Here is a 16,662-nt window from a genome sequence, read left to right as displayed (position 1 = left end):
TGACAGCGCGCCGTCAGGGAGTCCATGCACGTCATCGCGGTCGCGAGCCAGAAGGGCGGCGTCGGAAAGACCACGATTTCCCTCAACCTCGGGCTCGCCCTTGGGCGCGCGGGCAACCGCGCGTTGATCCTGGAGCTCGACGCGCAGGGGAGCCTCGGGCTGTCGCTGGGCCTCGCCGATCGCGCGCGGCCGGGCGTCGCGGAGCTGCTGACGGGCGCCGAGCGGCTCGAGTCGGTGCTGCTCCGGACGCGCGAGCCGCAGCTCCAGGTGCTCACCGTCGGCCGGGTCGATCCCACGACCGTCGCGGGCTTCGAGGACGCGCTCGCCCGCGGGCCCGTGCTCCCGAGCGTGCTCGCGCGGCTCTCGCCGGACTTCGACATCGTGGTCGTCGATTGCCCCGCGGGGCTCGGCAAGGTCACGACGCGGGCCCTCGAGGTGGCGACGCACGCGCTCCTGCCGCTCCAGGCCGAGCCGCTCGCGCTCCGCTCGATCGGCCAGCTGCTCGCGGTGATCGATCGCGTCCGCGCCGAGAAGAACCCGCACCTGTCGCTGCTCGGCATGGTGCTGTCGATGTTCGACCGACAGGCGTCCGCGTCGCTCGACGTCGCCGAGACGCTCTGGACGAAGTTCCCCGACGGGATCATCCTCGATACGGTCATCCCGCGCGACGAGGCGTTCCTCGAGGCGTCTCTCCGCGGGGCGCCGCTCCTGCTCATGCAGAAGCGCCCTCCGCCGCTCGCGCGCGTCTTCGATCAGCTCGCGAACGACGTGCTGGTTCGCCTGGACCCCACCTCGCCGGACGATGACGATGGCCCGATCTCGCTCCTCCTTTGATGTCGACGGCGCCGTCGTCACCGCGGCGGCGCTGGTCAAGCGGTCGAAGTCGCGGAGGCCGCGGGCGGCGTCGGTCGCGCCCGCGGCCCCGCCGCTCGTGTCGTTCGAGTCGCGGCCGCCGCCCTCGCGGGCGGAGCCCGAGCCGATGTCCTCGTCGCCGCTCTCGCCGTCGTTCGAGGAGCTCGCGCCCTCGAGCGATCTCCTGCCCCTGTCGAGCCCCCTGTCGAGCCCGGGCGTGGGCGGCGAGCTGGGGCTCCGGGGCGCGCTGCCCTCGTCGGCCGACGACGTCGACTCGCGGCGCGGCGCGCCGCTCGACCTGCGGCCTCTGGCCTCGCCGCCCTCGTTCGCGGCGGCGCGCGAGCCTCTCGAGGAGCGGCTCGACGGCGCCATCGAGGCGCTCTCGGCGGGCCGCGCGCCGCGCTTCCCGGACCTCGCCGCGGCGGGCGGTCCGGTCGCGCGCTGCGACCGGGTGATCGAGTGGATCGCCGAGGCGACGGGCGCCACGGACGTGTTCCTCGCGGACGCGGCCGGGCTCCCGTTCGCCGGCGCGATCCGCGACACGGAGGCGAGGCTCGCCGCCTCGGGCCTCATCGCGTCGGCGATCGGCTCGCTCGTCGCGGCGCTGCCCGGCGCCCCCTCGCAGCGCTTCGAGCTCTGCGTCGGCGACGGGCCGTTCTTCCAGCTCATCGGGTTCCAGGTGCGCTCCGCCGCGTACATCGTCGGCCTGATGCGCCCGGGCCCGCTCACGCCGCGCGAGGCGCACGCCGTCCGGATCGCGTGCCGGCACGCGCTCGACGCCGCGGTCGGGGTCGTCGTTTGAGCGCGGAGCACGGCGAGCCCTCGTTCGGTCGTGGCGTCGCGGTCGGCGCGGGCGCGCTGGACGACGACGACCCGCTCGCGCCGATCGCGCTCGACGGCATCGGCTACGGCGTCGGCGGCCTCGACGCCATCGTCGTGTTCCACCTCGGCGACGCGCGCGTCCACGCCGTGTTCGTCCGCGAGGGCGCGGCCCTCTCTCCGAGCGACGTGGCCGCGGGGCTGCGCGACGCGTACCTCGGGAGCCAGCTCGCCGCGCAGCGGCTCGTCCCGGAGCGGGAGGGCTCGATCCGCCCGGCCCGGAGCCGCGGCGCGCGATCGTCGAGCAAGCCGCCGCGCTCGCAGGGCCGCGCGGAGGAGCTCCCGGACCCCGTGGTCACGCTGGAGCTGAGCGGCCGGACCGTCCTCCTGCGCCGCGTCCGCGCGTGCGTCGTCGCGAGCCTGTTCGACGGCACGATGCCGCTCGGCATGGCGCGGCTCGTGGCGCAGCGGCTCGCCGCGACGCTCGCGCCCGAGCTGCCGCTCGAGGAGCCGCCAGAGGAAATGCTGAGCGACCCGTCGGGGCTCTTCGAGGAGCCGCTCAGCGCGGACACGGTGGACGATCTCGTGCGGGGCGTCGCGCGCTCGGCGCCGCCGAGGGGCTCGTCCAGCATCCCGTCGCGCCGGACCGGCGGGACGCCGCCGCCCGTCGATCCGCCGTCGGCCGAGGTCACGCGGATCCAGCGGCTGCTCGCGCTGCTCGAGGCGCGCGCGCCGGAGCCTCACGTGGCGCGGCTCCGGCTCGCCCTGCGCGCCGGGCTGACGCCGCTCGCGCTCGAGCACCCCGACGGGCTCGGCGCGGAGGCGATGGTGCTCGTCGAGACGGCGGTCGCGGACATCCTCGGCCTGGAGCGCGCCGCGCTGCGGAGGCTCCTGTGACGGCGCTCCGGCACGGCCTGCGGGGCCGCATCGAGGGCCCGCTCGGCGATCTGGTCGGCCCGATCGTCCCGCACGGGCTGCTCCACGTGGCGGATCAGCTGGTGATCGCGCACTCCCACCACTTCGCGCTCTTCCTGGAGCAGACGATCTTCGACGCGCTCGGCGGGGAGAGCCGCGGCGTGCGCCGGCAGGCGGCGTTCGAGGCGGCGCACGCGCTGCTCGGGCCGCTGTACGAGGACCGCCATGGGGCGTCGCCGCAGGAGAAGCTCGAGCTCGCGGGCGAGCTGTTCGCCGCGATGGGGCAGGGGCGGCTGCGGTTCGAGGTGAGCGCGGAGGGTGGCGCGGTGCAGGCGGAGTCGCTCTTCCACGGGACGAGCTTCCTCGCGAAGTACGGCGGTCGGATCCAGAACCGGCTGACGGTGGACGCGTTCGCCTCGGGCTACTGCGCGGCCGCGGCGAGCCTCGCGTTCCCGTCCGACTGGGGGCGGCTCGACGCCGACGAGGTGACGTGCGTCGCGCGGGGCGACGCGGCCTGCACCTTCCTGCTGACGCGGCGGTCGGAGCGGCCGCGCTTCGGCGAGGCGCTGACGCGCAAGCAGATCGAGTCGGCGCGGGTGCGCTGGGAGACGGAGGGCGGGCCGCTCTCTCGGGCGCAGCGCGTGGAGGGCGCGATGCTCGAGGAGCTCGGGGCGCTGCGGTCGGACGAGCGCGGGCTCATCTCGGCGTACGGGGTGAACCTGGCGCTCTTGCCGGTGGGGTACATCGATCAGAAGACGTTCGACACGGTGCACCTCATCGAGCGGCGCTCTCCTGAGCTGGTCCCGGTGTTCGAGGCGCTCGTGCGGGAGGCGGCGCAGACGGGCGCGTTCCACCTGCTCGGGGGGATGCTCTCGTCCTCGTCGTTCGAGGCGGCGTGCGGTCCGGTGGGCAGGGACCAGCACGAGCGTCTCGAGCAGCTGCTCGGGCTCGCCCGCACGCTCGGCTGGGGGGCGCTCTCCGCACCCGAGTTCCAGCCGGGCCGGGCGCTCGTGCTGCGGGCGCCGATCACACACGAGAGCGCGTATTACGCCATGAAGCACGGGTCCACGGCGCGGGGGCGGCTCCTGTTCCAGCAGGGGACGGCGCTCGCGATCATGCAGCTCCTGCACCGCGTCGATTTCGGGACGGTGCGGCCGATCGACGCCGAGACGTATGGTGGGCTGTTCAAGATGGGGACGCGGTTCCGCGTGCAAGAGACGAAGTCGCCGCTCAGGGGGGATGGCGCGTGCGAGGTGCGGGTGGAGGCGGTCGAGGACAGGTGGTGACGAACTCGTTCGCCCGCGAGCAAAACGAAGCACGAGGTTTTGAACGGCGAGCTCTCCGGGGTGGCCGGCGCACCAGCGGGAGGCCTGCCGATATGCTACCAGGTGCGGCCTATGCCAGGACTTGTATTCCCCTCAGGCTCGTTTGTCGCTTATCTCTTTGATTGCGACGGGACGATCGCGGACTCCATGCCGGTCCATTACCAGGCCTGGCTAGAGGCGCTCGCCCCGCATGGGTGCGAGTTCTCCGGCGAAGATTTCTACGGCTGGGCGGGTATGCCGACCGACCGGATCGTCGAGCTCCTGAACGGGAAGTACGGGCTCCGGATGCCGGTCGCTGAGGTCTTCGCGGCGAAGGAGGCGGCGTACCACCGCCTGATACCGACGGTGCGAGGCGTGCCTGAGGTCGTGGCCGCGCTCCGCGACGCTCCTCCGGGCGTGAAGCGCGCCGTCGTCTCGGGGAGCCCACGGGCGTCGGTGGAACGGACGCTCGAGTTCCTGGGCCTCCGCGGGTACATCGACGTGGTCGTCGCGGCGGAGGATTACGCGCGGCCCAAGCCGGCGCCCGACCCGTTCCTCGAGGCGGCGAAGCGCCTCGGCGTCGAGCCCGCGCGGTGCCTGGTCTTCGAGGACGCCGCGCTGGGGATCCAGTCCGCGCAGGCGGCGGGCATGCCGTGGGTCTTCGTCGATCCCCGGGCGCTCGCCGCCGAGCGTGGGTGAGTGGGGCGCAGAGGGCCGCCGGGGCTGAGCCGGGGGCGTCAGACGAACAGGACCTCTGCGCCGGGTGGCGCCTTTGCGGCAAAGCTCATGGACTGACCTTCTCCTGGGCGTCCGCTCGTCCCGGCAGCTCCAGGGCGATGCTCGGGCGAGACGGATGCCTCGCCTGGCTCGCATGGAGGCCGCGCGTCAGTGGGCCGCCGCGCGCCGCTCGGGCCGCGCGTTCCACACCCGCGTCGAAGTCGCCGCTCAGGGGGGATGGCGCGTGCGAGGTGCGGGTGGAGGCGCTCGAGGACAGGTGGTGAAGGTGAAGACGGCCGCTCCCTCCGCAGTTGCCGGCGCGTCGTCGTCGGAGCCGGCGGCGGGGAGGGCGGCTCGCTCGCCGCGTGACAGCGCGGTAGACTACGAATAACGAGGTCGAACATGGCCGAGCCCGCGCGGAAGCTGACGTTCACGTTTGCCGAGTACCTCGCCTGCGAGCAGGCGAGCGAGGCGAAGCACTAGCATGTGAACGGCGAGATCTTCGCGATGGCCCGGGGCACGCCGGAGCATGGGCTCATGGCGGTCAACGTGGTCAGCGTGCTCCGCAGCCAGCTGCTCGGCAAGAGCGGCACGACAAAACCTGATAGCAAAAAAGTGCGATGACGTAGGTGCGGCGGGCAGCAGTGGCGTCCGAGCGAGATTTGCAATGTTGGCGTACTGCGAAATGCCCTTAGACCCCAAGGAGACCCCAAGGCGACGAAGATGCACACTGCCGCATGGGTACCTTGGGCAGCTCGTGCTCGGTCAGATGCACTACCGTAGTAGCGCGGCGAAGGAGGCAGCGAGATGGTTCAACGAGCGCAGCGAATGCGGTTAATGGCAGTTCGGTAACGACGCCGCCGGACGGAACAGGGCGCGCTATGCCTTGGTGGAATTCCTCGCCAATTCTAAAGAGCCTCTCAACTTGATCGAGGGTTGCACTCGCGGATTTAAGAAAGCTTACTCTTCGGAGGCATCTTGGCCTTCTTCTTCGCTCGCGCGAGGTACACGTCGGCACTGCCCGTCAGGACTAGGCGGCGAATTCCGCCAGCGGCGTCTAAGGTGACCCCGACAGCGTTTCGTCTGGCGCTATCACCAGCTTTGGGAACGATCGTGATGACACCGTTTTTTGCTGCAAAATTTCGCCGTCCGCGCGAACGCAATGGAAACGGCCGATTCCGTTCGCCACCCCATTCAGGTGGAGATGTGATAGCGACGACCGCAGTACGTGCGAGTGCGGCAATTTGCTCAGGGCGCGGAGGGTTAGGGACTTTTCCGAGCTTGAACGGGGTAACGATTGCTAACGCAGGTCGCATGGAGGCCCATAACGTGTTGTCATGAGCTGCCTCGGATGCGTGATGAGCGACATTGACGACCTGGACCTCGCCAGTGATGTGCCCTCTGACCCGCTGCCACCCCGAATGTAGACCCCGTCCGCGAAGGAGATCCCCGGCGAGAAGCACAGCTGCACTTCCCCAACGGAGCAGGAGCGCTCCGCTGGTCAAATTGGGATCGTGCTTACGGGAGATCGTGCCGCATTTTGCTGCGACATCGAGGATTTCGGTCAACTCCTTTTGTGCATCATCAATGTCATCATCCGCAGGACCGCACGCATCAATGGCCAATTCGTGCCCGTGCATCGCTCGCCGAAAGAGCGGCTTCTGATGCGAAAGCTGCGAGAAACCGCTCGGATTCAGCGTCTGTACACGTTTCTTCTCTTCATGGAAGGCAGCAAGAACTCGCGTCAGGCCCTCCAGGTCGCCGGCGTCCGGAGCGTCACCGGTCCGGATTAGCTCAAGCCACTCAGGTAACGCCCTCTCGTACTTCGGCGTTGCATGTGTGACCGTCCACAGGTGACGGATCCTACCCGCGTACGCCTCGATGAGCCTGCCAAGTCCGCGGTAATGATCGGTATGCGGATGGGTAAGGCACACGAACTCAAGAGTGAAATTGTGCGACTTTGGCGAGCTTGCTTCAAGCTTAGTGAGAAGCTCGCGGACGGGGTCGCCGATTCCCTCCGGATTGCCATCTCGGGGCTCCCGGCAGCCATCGACGACGCCGATGGAACCGTCAGGCAAGCGGACGACGATAGCCTCTCCTTCACCAGGGCCAAAGACAGCAATGCTCAGCATCCCATCCGGTAGGTGCTCGGGTAGGATCTCGGTGGCATATTCGGGGGAGGGCACCCGACTCCTGCCTCCAGGCATCATTGGTTGCTATTCTCCCTGACATCCGCGAGCAGTGCGCGCAGTCGAATGCGATCGTTTAGATCTAACTCGCGCGACTCCACCTCCACGTGGATTCGCTGCCTCTTGCGGCCGCTTTTGGCGGTGTCGTCCCATGTCCAGATCCATAGTAGATCCCCCACGGAAGGGCTCCTGCCCTCAAGGTGCTTGGAAACCGAGAGCGTCGTAAGCCCCTCACGCCCGCTCGGACGCTCCCAGACGGTTACGGTTACTTCGCCCGCCGAACTCACGTCCTCGACTCGTCCCAGGTACGCGGCCACCGCGAGAGGCGTGCCCTTCACTTTGTCGGGTGGTGGAAACAGCGTCTTCTCGAGGCCTACAGGGAAGCGCGCTGGCCGAACGGGGACTTGTCGCGCGAGTGTGAGCGCCGACTCCGCAATTGGCGCCGATGCACGGGGGTAGTGCCGTGGCCGCTGGGGCCGAAGCAACCCTCGCTCGGTCATCGTGGCTCCGGCTCTCGATCGAGCTTCAGCAGTACGTCACGTACGATCGGTGGGCAGTCTTCCCCACGGAATATTGTTTGCAAGCTCACTTCTTCCTTGATCCAAATGGGGTTCAACACATGCGGGTTGGCGCTGCGATCTCGCAGGGCGTCCTCATGCAATTCCCTGCCTTGCTCCTCCTGACCGTGAACTCGGTTCAAGAGCAACCGTAGAATGTCGGGATCTTCGGGGCGAACAAGGTCGAGCCAGCGTGCAGCGGCACGGACATCTTGATAGTCCTGCGTCGCAACGAGGAACGCTCGCCACTCTACCCGCGCCTCGCCGAGCGTCGGCAACATAAAACCATCCTCGGAGAGCGGAGTCTTGGGGTTGTTTGATAATCGGAACGCGAGGTTCAGCACCGATCGTGAAAGACCGGGGATTGTGGGCGGTGTGTCAAAGACTACGAACACCTCTTCCGATTCATGCAGTAGCGCCGCGAATAGGTATTCGAGTCGACCCTCAAGGAACGCGGCGTGCTCCTCGTCGTAGATGACCGGCAACGCCCGAGCCAAATCCCGTGGTAGCGCGCTGCTTGGAAGAACACGAAGGTTCTTCGGCCCATCCTGCAACCTCCAGCTAATGGCGGAAGGCGGGATATCCATCGTTTCATCCCATTTTGCAGGGCTGAAGAGAAGGTAATCGTTGAGAAAGGGAACACTTACCGCGCCGGTGATGTCGGTTGGTGCCTGGCCTCGTTCCTCAATGCGCGAACTGGATTCGTCGTGCGCATGAAAATCCTTCGGCTCGGCAAGCAAATCAATTCGATCGCGCGGCCCGACCCTCTCCCAGGCCGGCGCCTCGAGCGGTAGTACGTCAGCGAGGCTCGTCCCCGTCAGGTCCATGTCGACCACATAGACGCGCGAGCGTGGGTTGGCGTCGGCTAGCGCGACAGCCGTCAAGACGGAGAGAGTGGATTTTCCGACTCCCCCCTTAACCGAATGGAATGAGTAGCATCGCAAGCGGTGGATCATCGTTTGGATCGAGTGGGTGCGGGGCCGGCTACCCCCAGCCGCCGAATCTCGCGCCGGAGGCCGAGGTGATCACTGAAGGGCGGGATGGCCGCGGCACTGGCGATTCGACCAAGCATTGCGTCGCGGCCGAGAGTCTTCGATGCGGAAGCGCGCCGCAGGGCGAAGAGAGCTGCGTTGAGACGTGTCTTGTCGTCGAGCTGTCTGTTTTCCATCATGTCGAGTAGACAATCCAGAGCACGGACCCAAATTTCTGCGCGGCTAAGTCGTTCAGCGGCGCCGGCCAGCGCGTCGACTACGAACGGTCGCCACTGAGGATCGGCGCTCGCTGCGAGATCGAGTATGCCTTCCGCCTCGTCGTCTATGATCTCGTCGAGGAGACCTGTTCCGAAAGTGCCGAGCACATGCGCGGGCGCGCGTCGCGTGTTCGCTAACGCGCGAAATACTTCGACGGCACGGGCGCGCGCGGCCGGACGAAGGTGCTGACCTTCACGTTGGATGGCGTAGGCGACCCAAGCATGATGCGTCGGATCCGTGGCGAACCGTTCGATTGAGTCGAGCTGCGCTGCCCCATCGACTTGCGCGAGCCAACCGATTCGCAGCTCGGTCATGAGCTGACGAGCGGCTAGGGCCGAAGCGATTGAATAGTCAGCAGGCCAGCCGAGAGCATTGCGCCCCGCCACGAGCGCACGATCGGCTTCCTCTTCGGCATTGCGGACCTCGTGCGATGCAATTCGTTGGAGTGCATGAACAAGTGGCACAGGTGTCGGGAGAAGCGTGTGTTCTTGGGCGCGTCCATAATGTGCGAGCACGCCCGCAATGAAGGAGACCTCCGCAATGTCGAGGCCGGTCTCATCGAACGTGAATCTGGCTGGATGAAGCGCGTCGGCATCACGGGGTACCGGCAGCGGCTCCTCAGGTAAGCGAGCACGGAGATGCGCGGCGAGCACCTCCTCATCTGCGCCAAAGAAGGGGCTGCGTCGGAGACATCCTTGAAGCCAACGTGCGATCGCCCAGCTCCGTCGTGCGGCAGCCATGCTCACATCGCCATCGATGAGGCGTGCGGCGTGCTGGAGAGCGAGCATTTCCAACTGGCGTGGGACCGCACTCGGCAGCGCATCGCCGAGCCACCCGGCTACCGCAGCGCTGAGCCGAACGGGGAGGTCGTCACGGAGATCTCGGCGAATTCCGTCTACAATGTAGAATGGATCATCGGCGGCGCGATTGAGGAGCCAGGCGAGCGCTGCCCCTCGTAGACTGAGCGGGCGTCCAGCCTCCAGCAGGTGAAGCCCTCGCAAAATCTGCTCGGTGCCATCGAGCGGCTGGGGCTCCCAGTCGGAAAGTACTTCGCCAGGGACGGCACTGTGCAACTCGTGGTAGCTGCGGGGGAGGTCGGGAGGATGCTCTTCCGCATCGCTGCGCAGCCCAGCAGCGGCGTCGACCCGCGAAGCGGAGAGATCGGTCGCGCCGAGGCGCTTCGGGCTCGGCATCCGCGCGAGCACGTTGAGATCTTGCACGAGGCGCCGACCAGGGCTCTCTAGCCACAGTCGCGCGAGTTCGCGAACGTCAGCGTGGTCGAGCCTCTCCCAGAGCGCGCCATCGACGGCCCACAGGTCAGGGAAGGCCTCGCGAAGCTTGCCCGAGCATCCGAGTGCGGCGATGAAGGCCGGGATCACGTGCGCCTCGCCCGCGGGCGCTCCTTCGAGGGCATAGCCGGCGCGCGTGCGGGCAGGCGCCTGGGAGGGCGGAACTCCGCGTAGCACTTGAAGCAGGCGGCGAAGCTCCGCGGAAGACCGGCGGCCCTCAGACGGATCGATAGGGGGTGGTTGCGGGTACAACCCCCGCTCCTCGTCGTGCTCGGCGCGCTCAATCGCGGCGAGCAGCGCATCCTCTGCGGACTCGTCGCCGCTGCGGCACAAATCCAGCGCCCGCGCCTCGAGCGCGTCGAGCGCGTCGGAGCGACTGGGAGGCGCGGTCGTGTCGGGGCTAGGGGGTTCCATCATTGAGGCGCGTCGGGTAAATACTACCGGGTGCCAGCTGGGAGCACCTGAAGTCTAGCGTACAACGTGGCCGGAGGAGAAGACCAGTTCATGACGACGGACAGCGGGGACAGGCGGGACCGGCTCAGTGAAATCTGGACGGCGTGGGGCTTGACACCCGACGAAACGACCAGCCAGGCGCAGCATCGCGCGCTCGATGTGGTTTCAGCCTGGCTTGGGCGGGGGAAGAGCGAACCGGAGATGACAATCCGTGCCGTACAGATTTTGCTCGCCGACCCGGAACGCCCGGATGCGAGAAGGCGTGCGTGCTGGGCCGCGCTTCGCAAAGCGTTGGCCGATGTGTGGGCGAGCGCCGGCACCGGGGCAGACCATGTGTTCTATGGGCAAGCCTTGCTCGTCGCGGCGTGGCCTCACGATGCGAACGAGGGCGGACTGACGCTGCCAGTGTTGCTCGACTCAGCTTGGGATGTCATGCGCGGGAGAGAGCGGCAGCGATCTGAACTGGATCACTGGAGGACCGAACGGAAATCCGGTAGACTCATCCGACAGCACGTAGCCGCCAGCACAGCTAGTCCCAAACTCGCCAAGATCGGAATTAGTCCGTTTGGTGGAATGTCCTTTCCCAATACGCAAAGTAGTATCAGTCATATTGAATCCAATCAGTCGCACGGGCATGTAGGCGCGATTGGTCCGCAGCTTGTCCAGGTGCTCAAAGAGTATCATGGCGCCATGGAAAAGCTGTCCGCCGGACTTGTGCGGGTGTCACAAGAGACCGCTAGGCTGGAGCAGCATACAGCTGTGTTCGTGGAGACGATCGTGCAGCAAGACATCGGGCGGCTTCGTGAGGAGGTATTGGGCCTACATGGAGAGCTTGATTTGCTATGGTGGGGGCAGGCTCGTTACTGTCGCGGACTTCGAATGCCTTATCGCCGCATGAAATCGAATCCGGATGCGCTCCTTTGGTGGGCGGCGATCGAGGCGGCGGAGTTGTCTTTGTCTGTAAATGTGGAGCCTGCCGCAGCATATCTTGTCGAGATGCTCAATGATCTGGGGCAGGAAGTCTCCGAGCAGAAGTCGGTCATCGGATGGATGGAGGGGCTTCGTGCGACATTGGCGAGTGCTGGAGATAAGGCACTTCGACTCTCCGAGGGTCTTGATCGTATCGCAAGTATAGACCCGCTTGGTCTGCCAGTTACATGGACGCGCCGTCAGACTGCTCGACAGGAGCCTCTTACTACTGCAGGGGACGTCATTGGGCTAAATCTGGATGAGAAGATCGACCGAGGACAATGGGTGTCTTGGATCTTTCGCGAGGCATTACTTGATCTTTACCTGGAAGAATTATGAGCCTCCCTCCCGTGCTAAAGCCTCTCCGGTGTCGGCACCCCGACTGTACGCTGCCTGAAGGCGGTCGATGCGCTCGGGCAGACGAGTATGCACATCCGCTGGCTGAATGCCCTGAACTAGAGCGCGCCGAAACTGGTGCGCCTGTCTCGGCGCCCTCTCCGGCCGAAGAGATCTTTGAATCCCCCACAGTGCTTGATGGCGAGGACTCGGCTCCATGGAAGGGCCGGCATCTCAGTCTTCAAGAGGCTGAGACTATCGTTCAGCGCTCACCTGCGCGGCTCATCTCGATTCTCGGGCCTTACGATGCGGGGAAGACCAGCCTCATGGCCTCGTTCTTCCTCCAAATTGCTAACGGACACTACGGGCGATTTCCTTACCGGTTCGCTTCGAGCCGCTCGCTGTATGGATTGCAGGAACTTGTGGCGCGAGCCAACCGCTGGATGGGTAAACCGGGCGAGACGATTGTTGCGCGCACTCCAAAGGATGAGTCAAAGGACGCCGGACGCTTTCTCCATCTCGGACTCCGGCCGGCAGACGAGGCCGACGACCGACATATCGACGTTCTCCTGAGCGATGTTGCCGGGGAGTGGATCGAAGGTTGGACGCGTCGCGTCGACGAGGATGCACAGCGCCGGCTCGCGTTCATTCCACGTAGTGATGGATTCGTTGTTGTCGCGGATTCATTCGAGTTGATCGGCAAATCAGGTGCAAAGTTGGATGCTGTCATAGGTAGACTTGTCCGTCGAATTTTCGGAGTCGCCGGCAAACGCAGGGGGCGAGCTCTAGCGCTTGTGTTCAGCAAGTTTGACCGCGTCGTTGACCAGGTCGATCCCCCCGAATTTACATCATGCGAGAACAGAGACGCGTGGGGACGTCTCGGAAAGCTCACTCCGACGATCTGGAGCGCACTTGGAGATGCGCGCGATGTAGGATTTAACGTTGCAGTGTTCGCGGTCAGCGCGTTTCCCAAACCTCTGGAGCAAGGCCAGCCTGTGGGGGTCGTTGCTCCGTTCGTGCACGTCATGGCACACGCCGATCGTAGGGATCGCTGGCCGAGGCTCGCATTACCTGTGCCCCAGGTGGGCAGCTACTTTCAGATGTTGCGTCGGAGCGAGGGCAATCCATGAGCGTGCGACCCACAGTGGCCCTGCTCGGCGGGCCAGCGAGCGGCAAGAGCACTTACTTGGGGGCGGTCGTCCGGGCTCTGGAGAGCGAGAGCCTAGCGACGTTGAAGTTGGCCGGGCTTCCAGACGATGCCACGGCTTATGAGCGCCTAAGCGAGCCACTCCTCGAGCTTACCTATCCACAACGGACGAAAGCTGGTGAGACCCATACGCTTGAACTTCCGCTTCGTGCAATGTACAGAGGACAGGTCGAAGAGATCTCCCTGTCGATGAGTGATTACGATGGAGAGGCAATAGAACGGCTCTTTATGGATCGAACGCAAGGCTTCTCTCCGGAGTGGCGGGCACGGGCAAATGCGCGTGGCATTTTGCTCTTCGTCCGTCCTGATGCGGTGAGGCCTCTGCCGCAGCTTGAGCCTCATGATGCCCTAACTGATCGCGAACGGATGCTCGCCCTCAAGACCAAGGCCGAGCCGAAAGGGCGGACGCGTTTGCGAAAGAAGATCGGCAGTGATCCAGAGGGAGTATTTGACGCTGGGCTCAAGGATGAAGCCAGGAAGCCGCGAGTGGCTACGCCACGTGAACCAGTGCAGATTCCAACTGTGCTCGCAATTGTCGAGTTGCTCCAGTTCCTTCGGCATCAGCGTTGTCTTCACCCCGGCGAGCGACCAAATCCAGGAGAAATGAGGCTTGCGCTCCTCGCCTCGGCCTGGGATTCCGTCGACTCTGTCTGGCAACGCATGGGGCCGAAAGCATTCTTTGCCGATCGAGCCCCGCTGCTGGAGGACTTTCTGTGGGCCAACTACCGCTCAGAAGACGTGTTCTATTTTGGGATTTCGTCCACGGCGGGAAATTTAAAAGACGAGAACTACAGAAATCAGTACCGCGAGGATCCGCACGGTTTCGTCATCTGGAGTGACGCGAGCGGTCGACTTCATCGCACCCGAAATGTTGCATTGCCTATCGAATGGGCATTGTTCGGAGACGACATGCTCGCAGATGGTGACATTATTTAATCGTAGTCGAAGGGTGCGTTGGGATCAGTAAAAAACCTTGCAACCGGTTCGCGCCATTGTTCGGCCAGCACAGGCTCTCTCGCGAGGGCGTCGGGCAGACTGGCAAGAAAGTCGCGTCCGCTCCGCTTGTGCGAAGCTCGACGCGCTACGCGGCGAAACAGGGCTTCGTCATCTCCGAGGCACCGTAAAAAGGACGCTACCGGCCATCGTTGATCGATCCAACTGTCGAGCAACCAATGCCGCCAGGTCTTGGCGATGTCCCATTCGTACCAAGTGAACCTTCTCAAGAGCGAACTGGACGTAACATTCAGTTCCCCTCGAACCAGCCGCTGGTAGAGCACGGGATAGGTGCGTTCCACCAATTTATACGCTGTGGGAAAGAGAGATCTTCGAGCAGCAACGAGCACTTGGGCGGCGAGGATCTGCCAACCGTCGCGATCTGGCGGCAATGCGAGAATGTTTGTGAGTTCGTCTGTCGCAGCGGAAAGACTGGTCGATCGTGCTTCGTCGAGCGGACGGTCAAGAAGGTTCGGAACCCAGAAGAGAGTCGCTGAAGGATCGCTGCTTACATAGATGCTGACGGCTCGGGCGAGATTCGGGAGGCAGTTCGTCACCCATGGGCGCGTGCCACTGAAGAGTGTCCAAGTGCTCGCATCGGCAATCGCTCGCTGGATGACACCGAGGCGGATCCATGGTGTTGACTGTTCGGCACTCCAGTTCCCCTCGGTGAGTTTACTCACTAGTAAGGGCGCGATCCAAGCCGCGACACGCTTGGCGGCGGGAGTGCTCGCCGCACTGGAGGCGAGCGCCACGGCGATGGGAGCACTCAAGAGGTGCTCATCACGGTGGGCGACGGGGAGTTGGTCCAGATAAGCTAGGAGCACGTTACCGCCGTTGGGCGCAGCTCCGCAGCGGGTGATGAGGTCGGAGAGTTCGAGCCTTTCTGATGCGGTGGCGCCCTGAGCGCCAGCCCATTCAGCGAGCCGCGGATCGATGACGTTGAGAGCCCACATCAATCGATTCTCTGCATCCACATGTGGGAGGATCGTCTCAAGGCGCTCCGGGCGTACCACCGGAGCTGCGAGGACGACGCTCGTGGCATCTTGAAGTGCGCGGTCCGGCTGGTTTAATGCGAGCCATGTGTCGACGACCAGCGGAAGATCGTCGAACCGACGCGCGGCAGCGAGAATAGGATCGGCTAGAAGTGTGCGTGCCTCCTCTGGAGCTGTTTGCAGTGCGAGCAGTGCAACGCGCTTGCGTCTCATCGGGGAGAGCGCAGCGAGGACAGCCGCCACGAGGAGAAAGTCTTTCACTGCGGTGCTTCCAAGGAGCAAAGTTCGTGCCTTCTCATCGGTCGCGTCCTCATCCGGCATTTCGGCGAATGCTGCCCCTACCCCGCTGGCGATTGCATCGCGAATCCACAATTCTATGTCGAAATTCAGCAGTGACACCAGTCCATCGATGGCTTCTGGTGGTGCGTCGGTGAGTCTCCGCCGTACCTCGTTCTTGATCGTATGCTCGACCTCCGCGGCGAAGTCCGGATCGGAGACCGCGAGCGAACCGACCGCTGGACGTCTGATGAAATCGCCGAGTTCCCAAAACGGACGTGGTGCCAGAGGTGCGTCGCTCTGTAGGCGCAAGAGTCGTCTGAACGTCTCAGAGACCAAGGGATGTTTCGGGGATAGATCAGGCCATAAGCGGTCCAGGAGATCCGCCCTCGCACGTGCGGCGGGTAGGCGCGTTTCCGCAGGTTTCTCGAGTTCGATAAAGCGATAGAAGACTGGAAACTCCGGCTCATCGATGAGAGCTAACGCTTCACTTTCGCAGAAGCGTGGCATGGATCTTGTTGTATCGGCCCTCCCTTCGAGAATCGCTCGAACCCAGGGCTGATCCACTCGGCCGCGGAGCGCCGCGCTTGTCAGTTGGCCATCATGCCACCATGCCGGGCTCTTTGCGCGCTCATGAAACGAGCCCCGTGACGAGGGAGGGAGCGCGAGGAACCCAAAGGGACGGCGCCGCAGATGGCGAACCTGAAGAGCGAAAGTACAGAATGAGAACCGCTCCCGAGCTTGTGGCCACAAGAGTCCCCACAAATACCGGACGACGTCGTCGGGTGAAGAGTCCTCTACCCAGAGTACTGGCCGCTCACGTTGGCCGAACCAGAGGACGATGGCCCCCGTCGCACGCTCGGAGGCCGGAACTGGCGGCTGCGTGATGGTGTGACTTAGATCCAGCGAAAGTTCTGTTGCGTATGGGGCACGATCTGTGGCGGAGGCAGGCTGGCGATGCCAGGGCTCGAGGCCCCATAGATCATTGATGCTGTCGAGCGCGTTCAGAGGAATGAGCAACGTGTGTGTGTGCACTGTACCCGCCCGTGGCGCCGTCCAATCTGGCCAAGTGCACGCGAACGCATAGTAGCGGCCGCACAAGAAGCCCGTATAATAACGGTCGAATTCGGTACCGAGCGGAACGTAACCGGAGAGATCGCTCAGGCGATCGAGCAGCGCGAACTCGGCATCATCTAGGTCGCCGCCATGTGCGAGCAGGCGATGCCCTTGGTCGTAGCCGTGAAGCGTCTGTGCGATCATCCTTACCTCGAGTCCCTGGTAGGGGCATAGCATCGGACGGGAGCGGCGCGTAGGAAAGCCGAGGCGACGCCGCCGAACCTTGCGGTCCTCTCGATCCGACGCGTCAACGCCGATGTCTCGCCGCAGGCCCAGCGACCACGCCGCCGCGTCCCGAGCCGAACCGTCCCCACGGTCCTTCGCCGCCGGCCCGCGGCATGCCCGGCGATGCGGCCACCCTGGTGCCGCTGTCGCGAGCGGCACCAAGGCGACCCGAGCCCCGGACTGACGGCGACCAAGCTCGA

The 16,662-nt window shown here is 64.9% G+C and carries 13 protein-coding genes; 9 read left to right on the top strand and 4 right to left on the bottom strand.

Annotation, left to right across the window (positions count from 1 at the left end):
- Positions 1-24 precede the first annotated feature (24 nt).
- The 6 genes from WME79_RS38820 (at position 25) to WME79_RS38795 (ending at position 5,231) form a co-directional block, all read left to right on the top strand.
- A complete protein-coding gene (locus WME79_RS38820; protein WP_272104085.1) occupies positions 25-834 on the top strand; it encodes a ParA family protein in 810 nt (269 codons plus the stop codon).
- The gene (locus WME79_RS38815) at positions 809-1,654 is read left to right on the top strand and encodes a hypothetical protein (RefSeq protein ID WP_437525475.1); all 846 of its coding nucleotides are present in this window, start codon (positions 809-811) and stop codon (positions 1,652-1,654) included. Before WME79_RS38820 ends, WME79_RS38815 begins: the two co-directional genes overlap by 26 nt.
- Positions 1,651-2,568, top strand: coding sequence for a hypothetical protein (locus WME79_RS38810; protein ID WP_437525474.1), 918 nt, complete (start codon positions 1,651-1,653; stop codon positions 2,566-2,568). The genes WME79_RS38815 and WME79_RS38810 overlap by 4 nt, the downstream gene beginning before the upstream one ends.
- The gene (locus WME79_RS38805; RefSeq protein WP_437525473.1) at positions 2,565-3,872 is read left to right on the top strand and encodes a hypothetical protein; all 1,308 of its coding nucleotides are present in this window, start codon (positions 2,565-2,567) and stop codon (positions 3,870-3,872) included. Before WME79_RS38810 ends, WME79_RS38805 begins: the two co-directional genes overlap by 4 nt.
- Before the next feature lie 111 nt (positions 3,873-3,983).
- Positions 3,984-4,589, top strand: coding sequence for an HAD family hydrolase (locus tag WME79_RS38800; RefSeq protein WP_437525472.1), 606 nt, complete (start codon positions 3,984-3,986; stop codon positions 4,587-4,589).
- Positions 4,590-5,093: 504 nt separating this feature from the next.
- Positions 5,094-5,231: a hypothetical protein gene (locus WME79_RS38795; protein WP_437525471.1), complete on the top strand. Its 138-nt coding sequence runs from the start codon at positions 5,094-5,096 to the stop codon at positions 5,229-5,231.
- A 326-nt stretch (positions 5,232-5,557) separates the two neighbouring features.
- Here the strand turns inward: WME79_RS38795 and WME79_RS38790 are convergent, their stop codons facing one another.
- The 3 genes from WME79_RS38790 to WME79_RS38780 all read right to left on the bottom strand — a co-directional run bounded on the left by WME79_RS38790 (position 5,558) and on the right by WME79_RS38780 (position 10,309).
- On the bottom strand, positions 5,558-6,793 hold the full coding sequence (locus WME79_RS38790; RefSeq protein ID WP_437525470.1) for an MBL fold metallo-hydrolase: 1,236 nt from the start codon (positions 6,791-6,793) through the stop codon (positions 5,558-5,560).
- 499 nt (positions 6,794-7,292) lie between these two features.
- Positions 7,293-8,309, bottom strand: coding sequence for a P-loop NTPase (locus tag WME79_RS38785; RefSeq protein ID WP_437525469.1), 1,017 nt, complete (start codon positions 8,307-8,309; stop codon positions 7,293-7,295).
- On the bottom strand, positions 8,306-10,309 hold the full coding sequence (locus WME79_RS38780; RefSeq protein WP_437525468.1) for a hypothetical protein: 2,004 nt from the start codon (positions 10,307-10,309) through the stop codon (positions 8,306-8,308). Before WME79_RS38780 ends, WME79_RS38785 begins: the two co-directional genes overlap by 4 nt.
- A gap of 87 nt (positions 10,310-10,396) precedes the next feature.
- Here WME79_RS38780 and WME79_RS38775 point away from each other — a divergent pair, with 87 nt between their 5' ends.
- The 3 genes from WME79_RS38775 to WME79_RS38765 are packed head-to-tail and all read left to right on the top strand — an operon-like array spanning position 10,397 to position 13,793.
- The gene (locus tag WME79_RS38775) at positions 10,397-11,653 is read left to right on the top strand and encodes a hypothetical protein (RefSeq protein ID WP_437525467.1); all 1,257 of its coding nucleotides are present in this window, start codon (positions 10,397-10,399) and stop codon (positions 11,651-11,653) included.
- Positions 11,650-12,780, top strand: coding sequence for a TRAFAC clade GTPase domain-containing protein (locus WME79_RS38770; RefSeq protein ID WP_437525466.1), 1,131 nt, complete (start codon positions 11,650-11,652; stop codon positions 12,778-12,780). The genes WME79_RS38775 and WME79_RS38770 overlap by 4 nt, the downstream gene beginning before the upstream one ends.
- On the top strand, positions 12,777-13,793 hold the full coding sequence (locus WME79_RS38765) for a hypothetical protein (protein ID WP_437525465.1): 1,017 nt from the start codon (positions 12,777-12,779) through the stop codon (positions 13,791-13,793). Before WME79_RS38770 ends, WME79_RS38765 begins: the two co-directional genes overlap by 4 nt.
- On the opposite strand, the gene WME79_RS38760 is transcribed toward WME79_RS38765, so the two are convergent.
- Entirely contained in the window at positions 13,790-16,381 is a 2,592-nt protein-coding gene (locus WME79_RS38760) for a hypothetical protein (RefSeq protein ID WP_437525464.1), read from the bottom strand. The genes WME79_RS38765 and WME79_RS38760 overlap by 4 nt on opposite strands.
- Positions 16,382-16,662 lie beyond the last annotated feature (281 nt).

Source organism: Sorangium sp. So ce726 (genome assembly GCF_051521405.1).
Lineage (GTDB): Bacteria > Myxococcota_A > Polyangia > Polyangiales > Polyangiaceae > Sorangium.
Note: the sequence above shows the minus strand (reverse complement) of the source record. Positions and strands in the feature narration are given on the sequence as shown.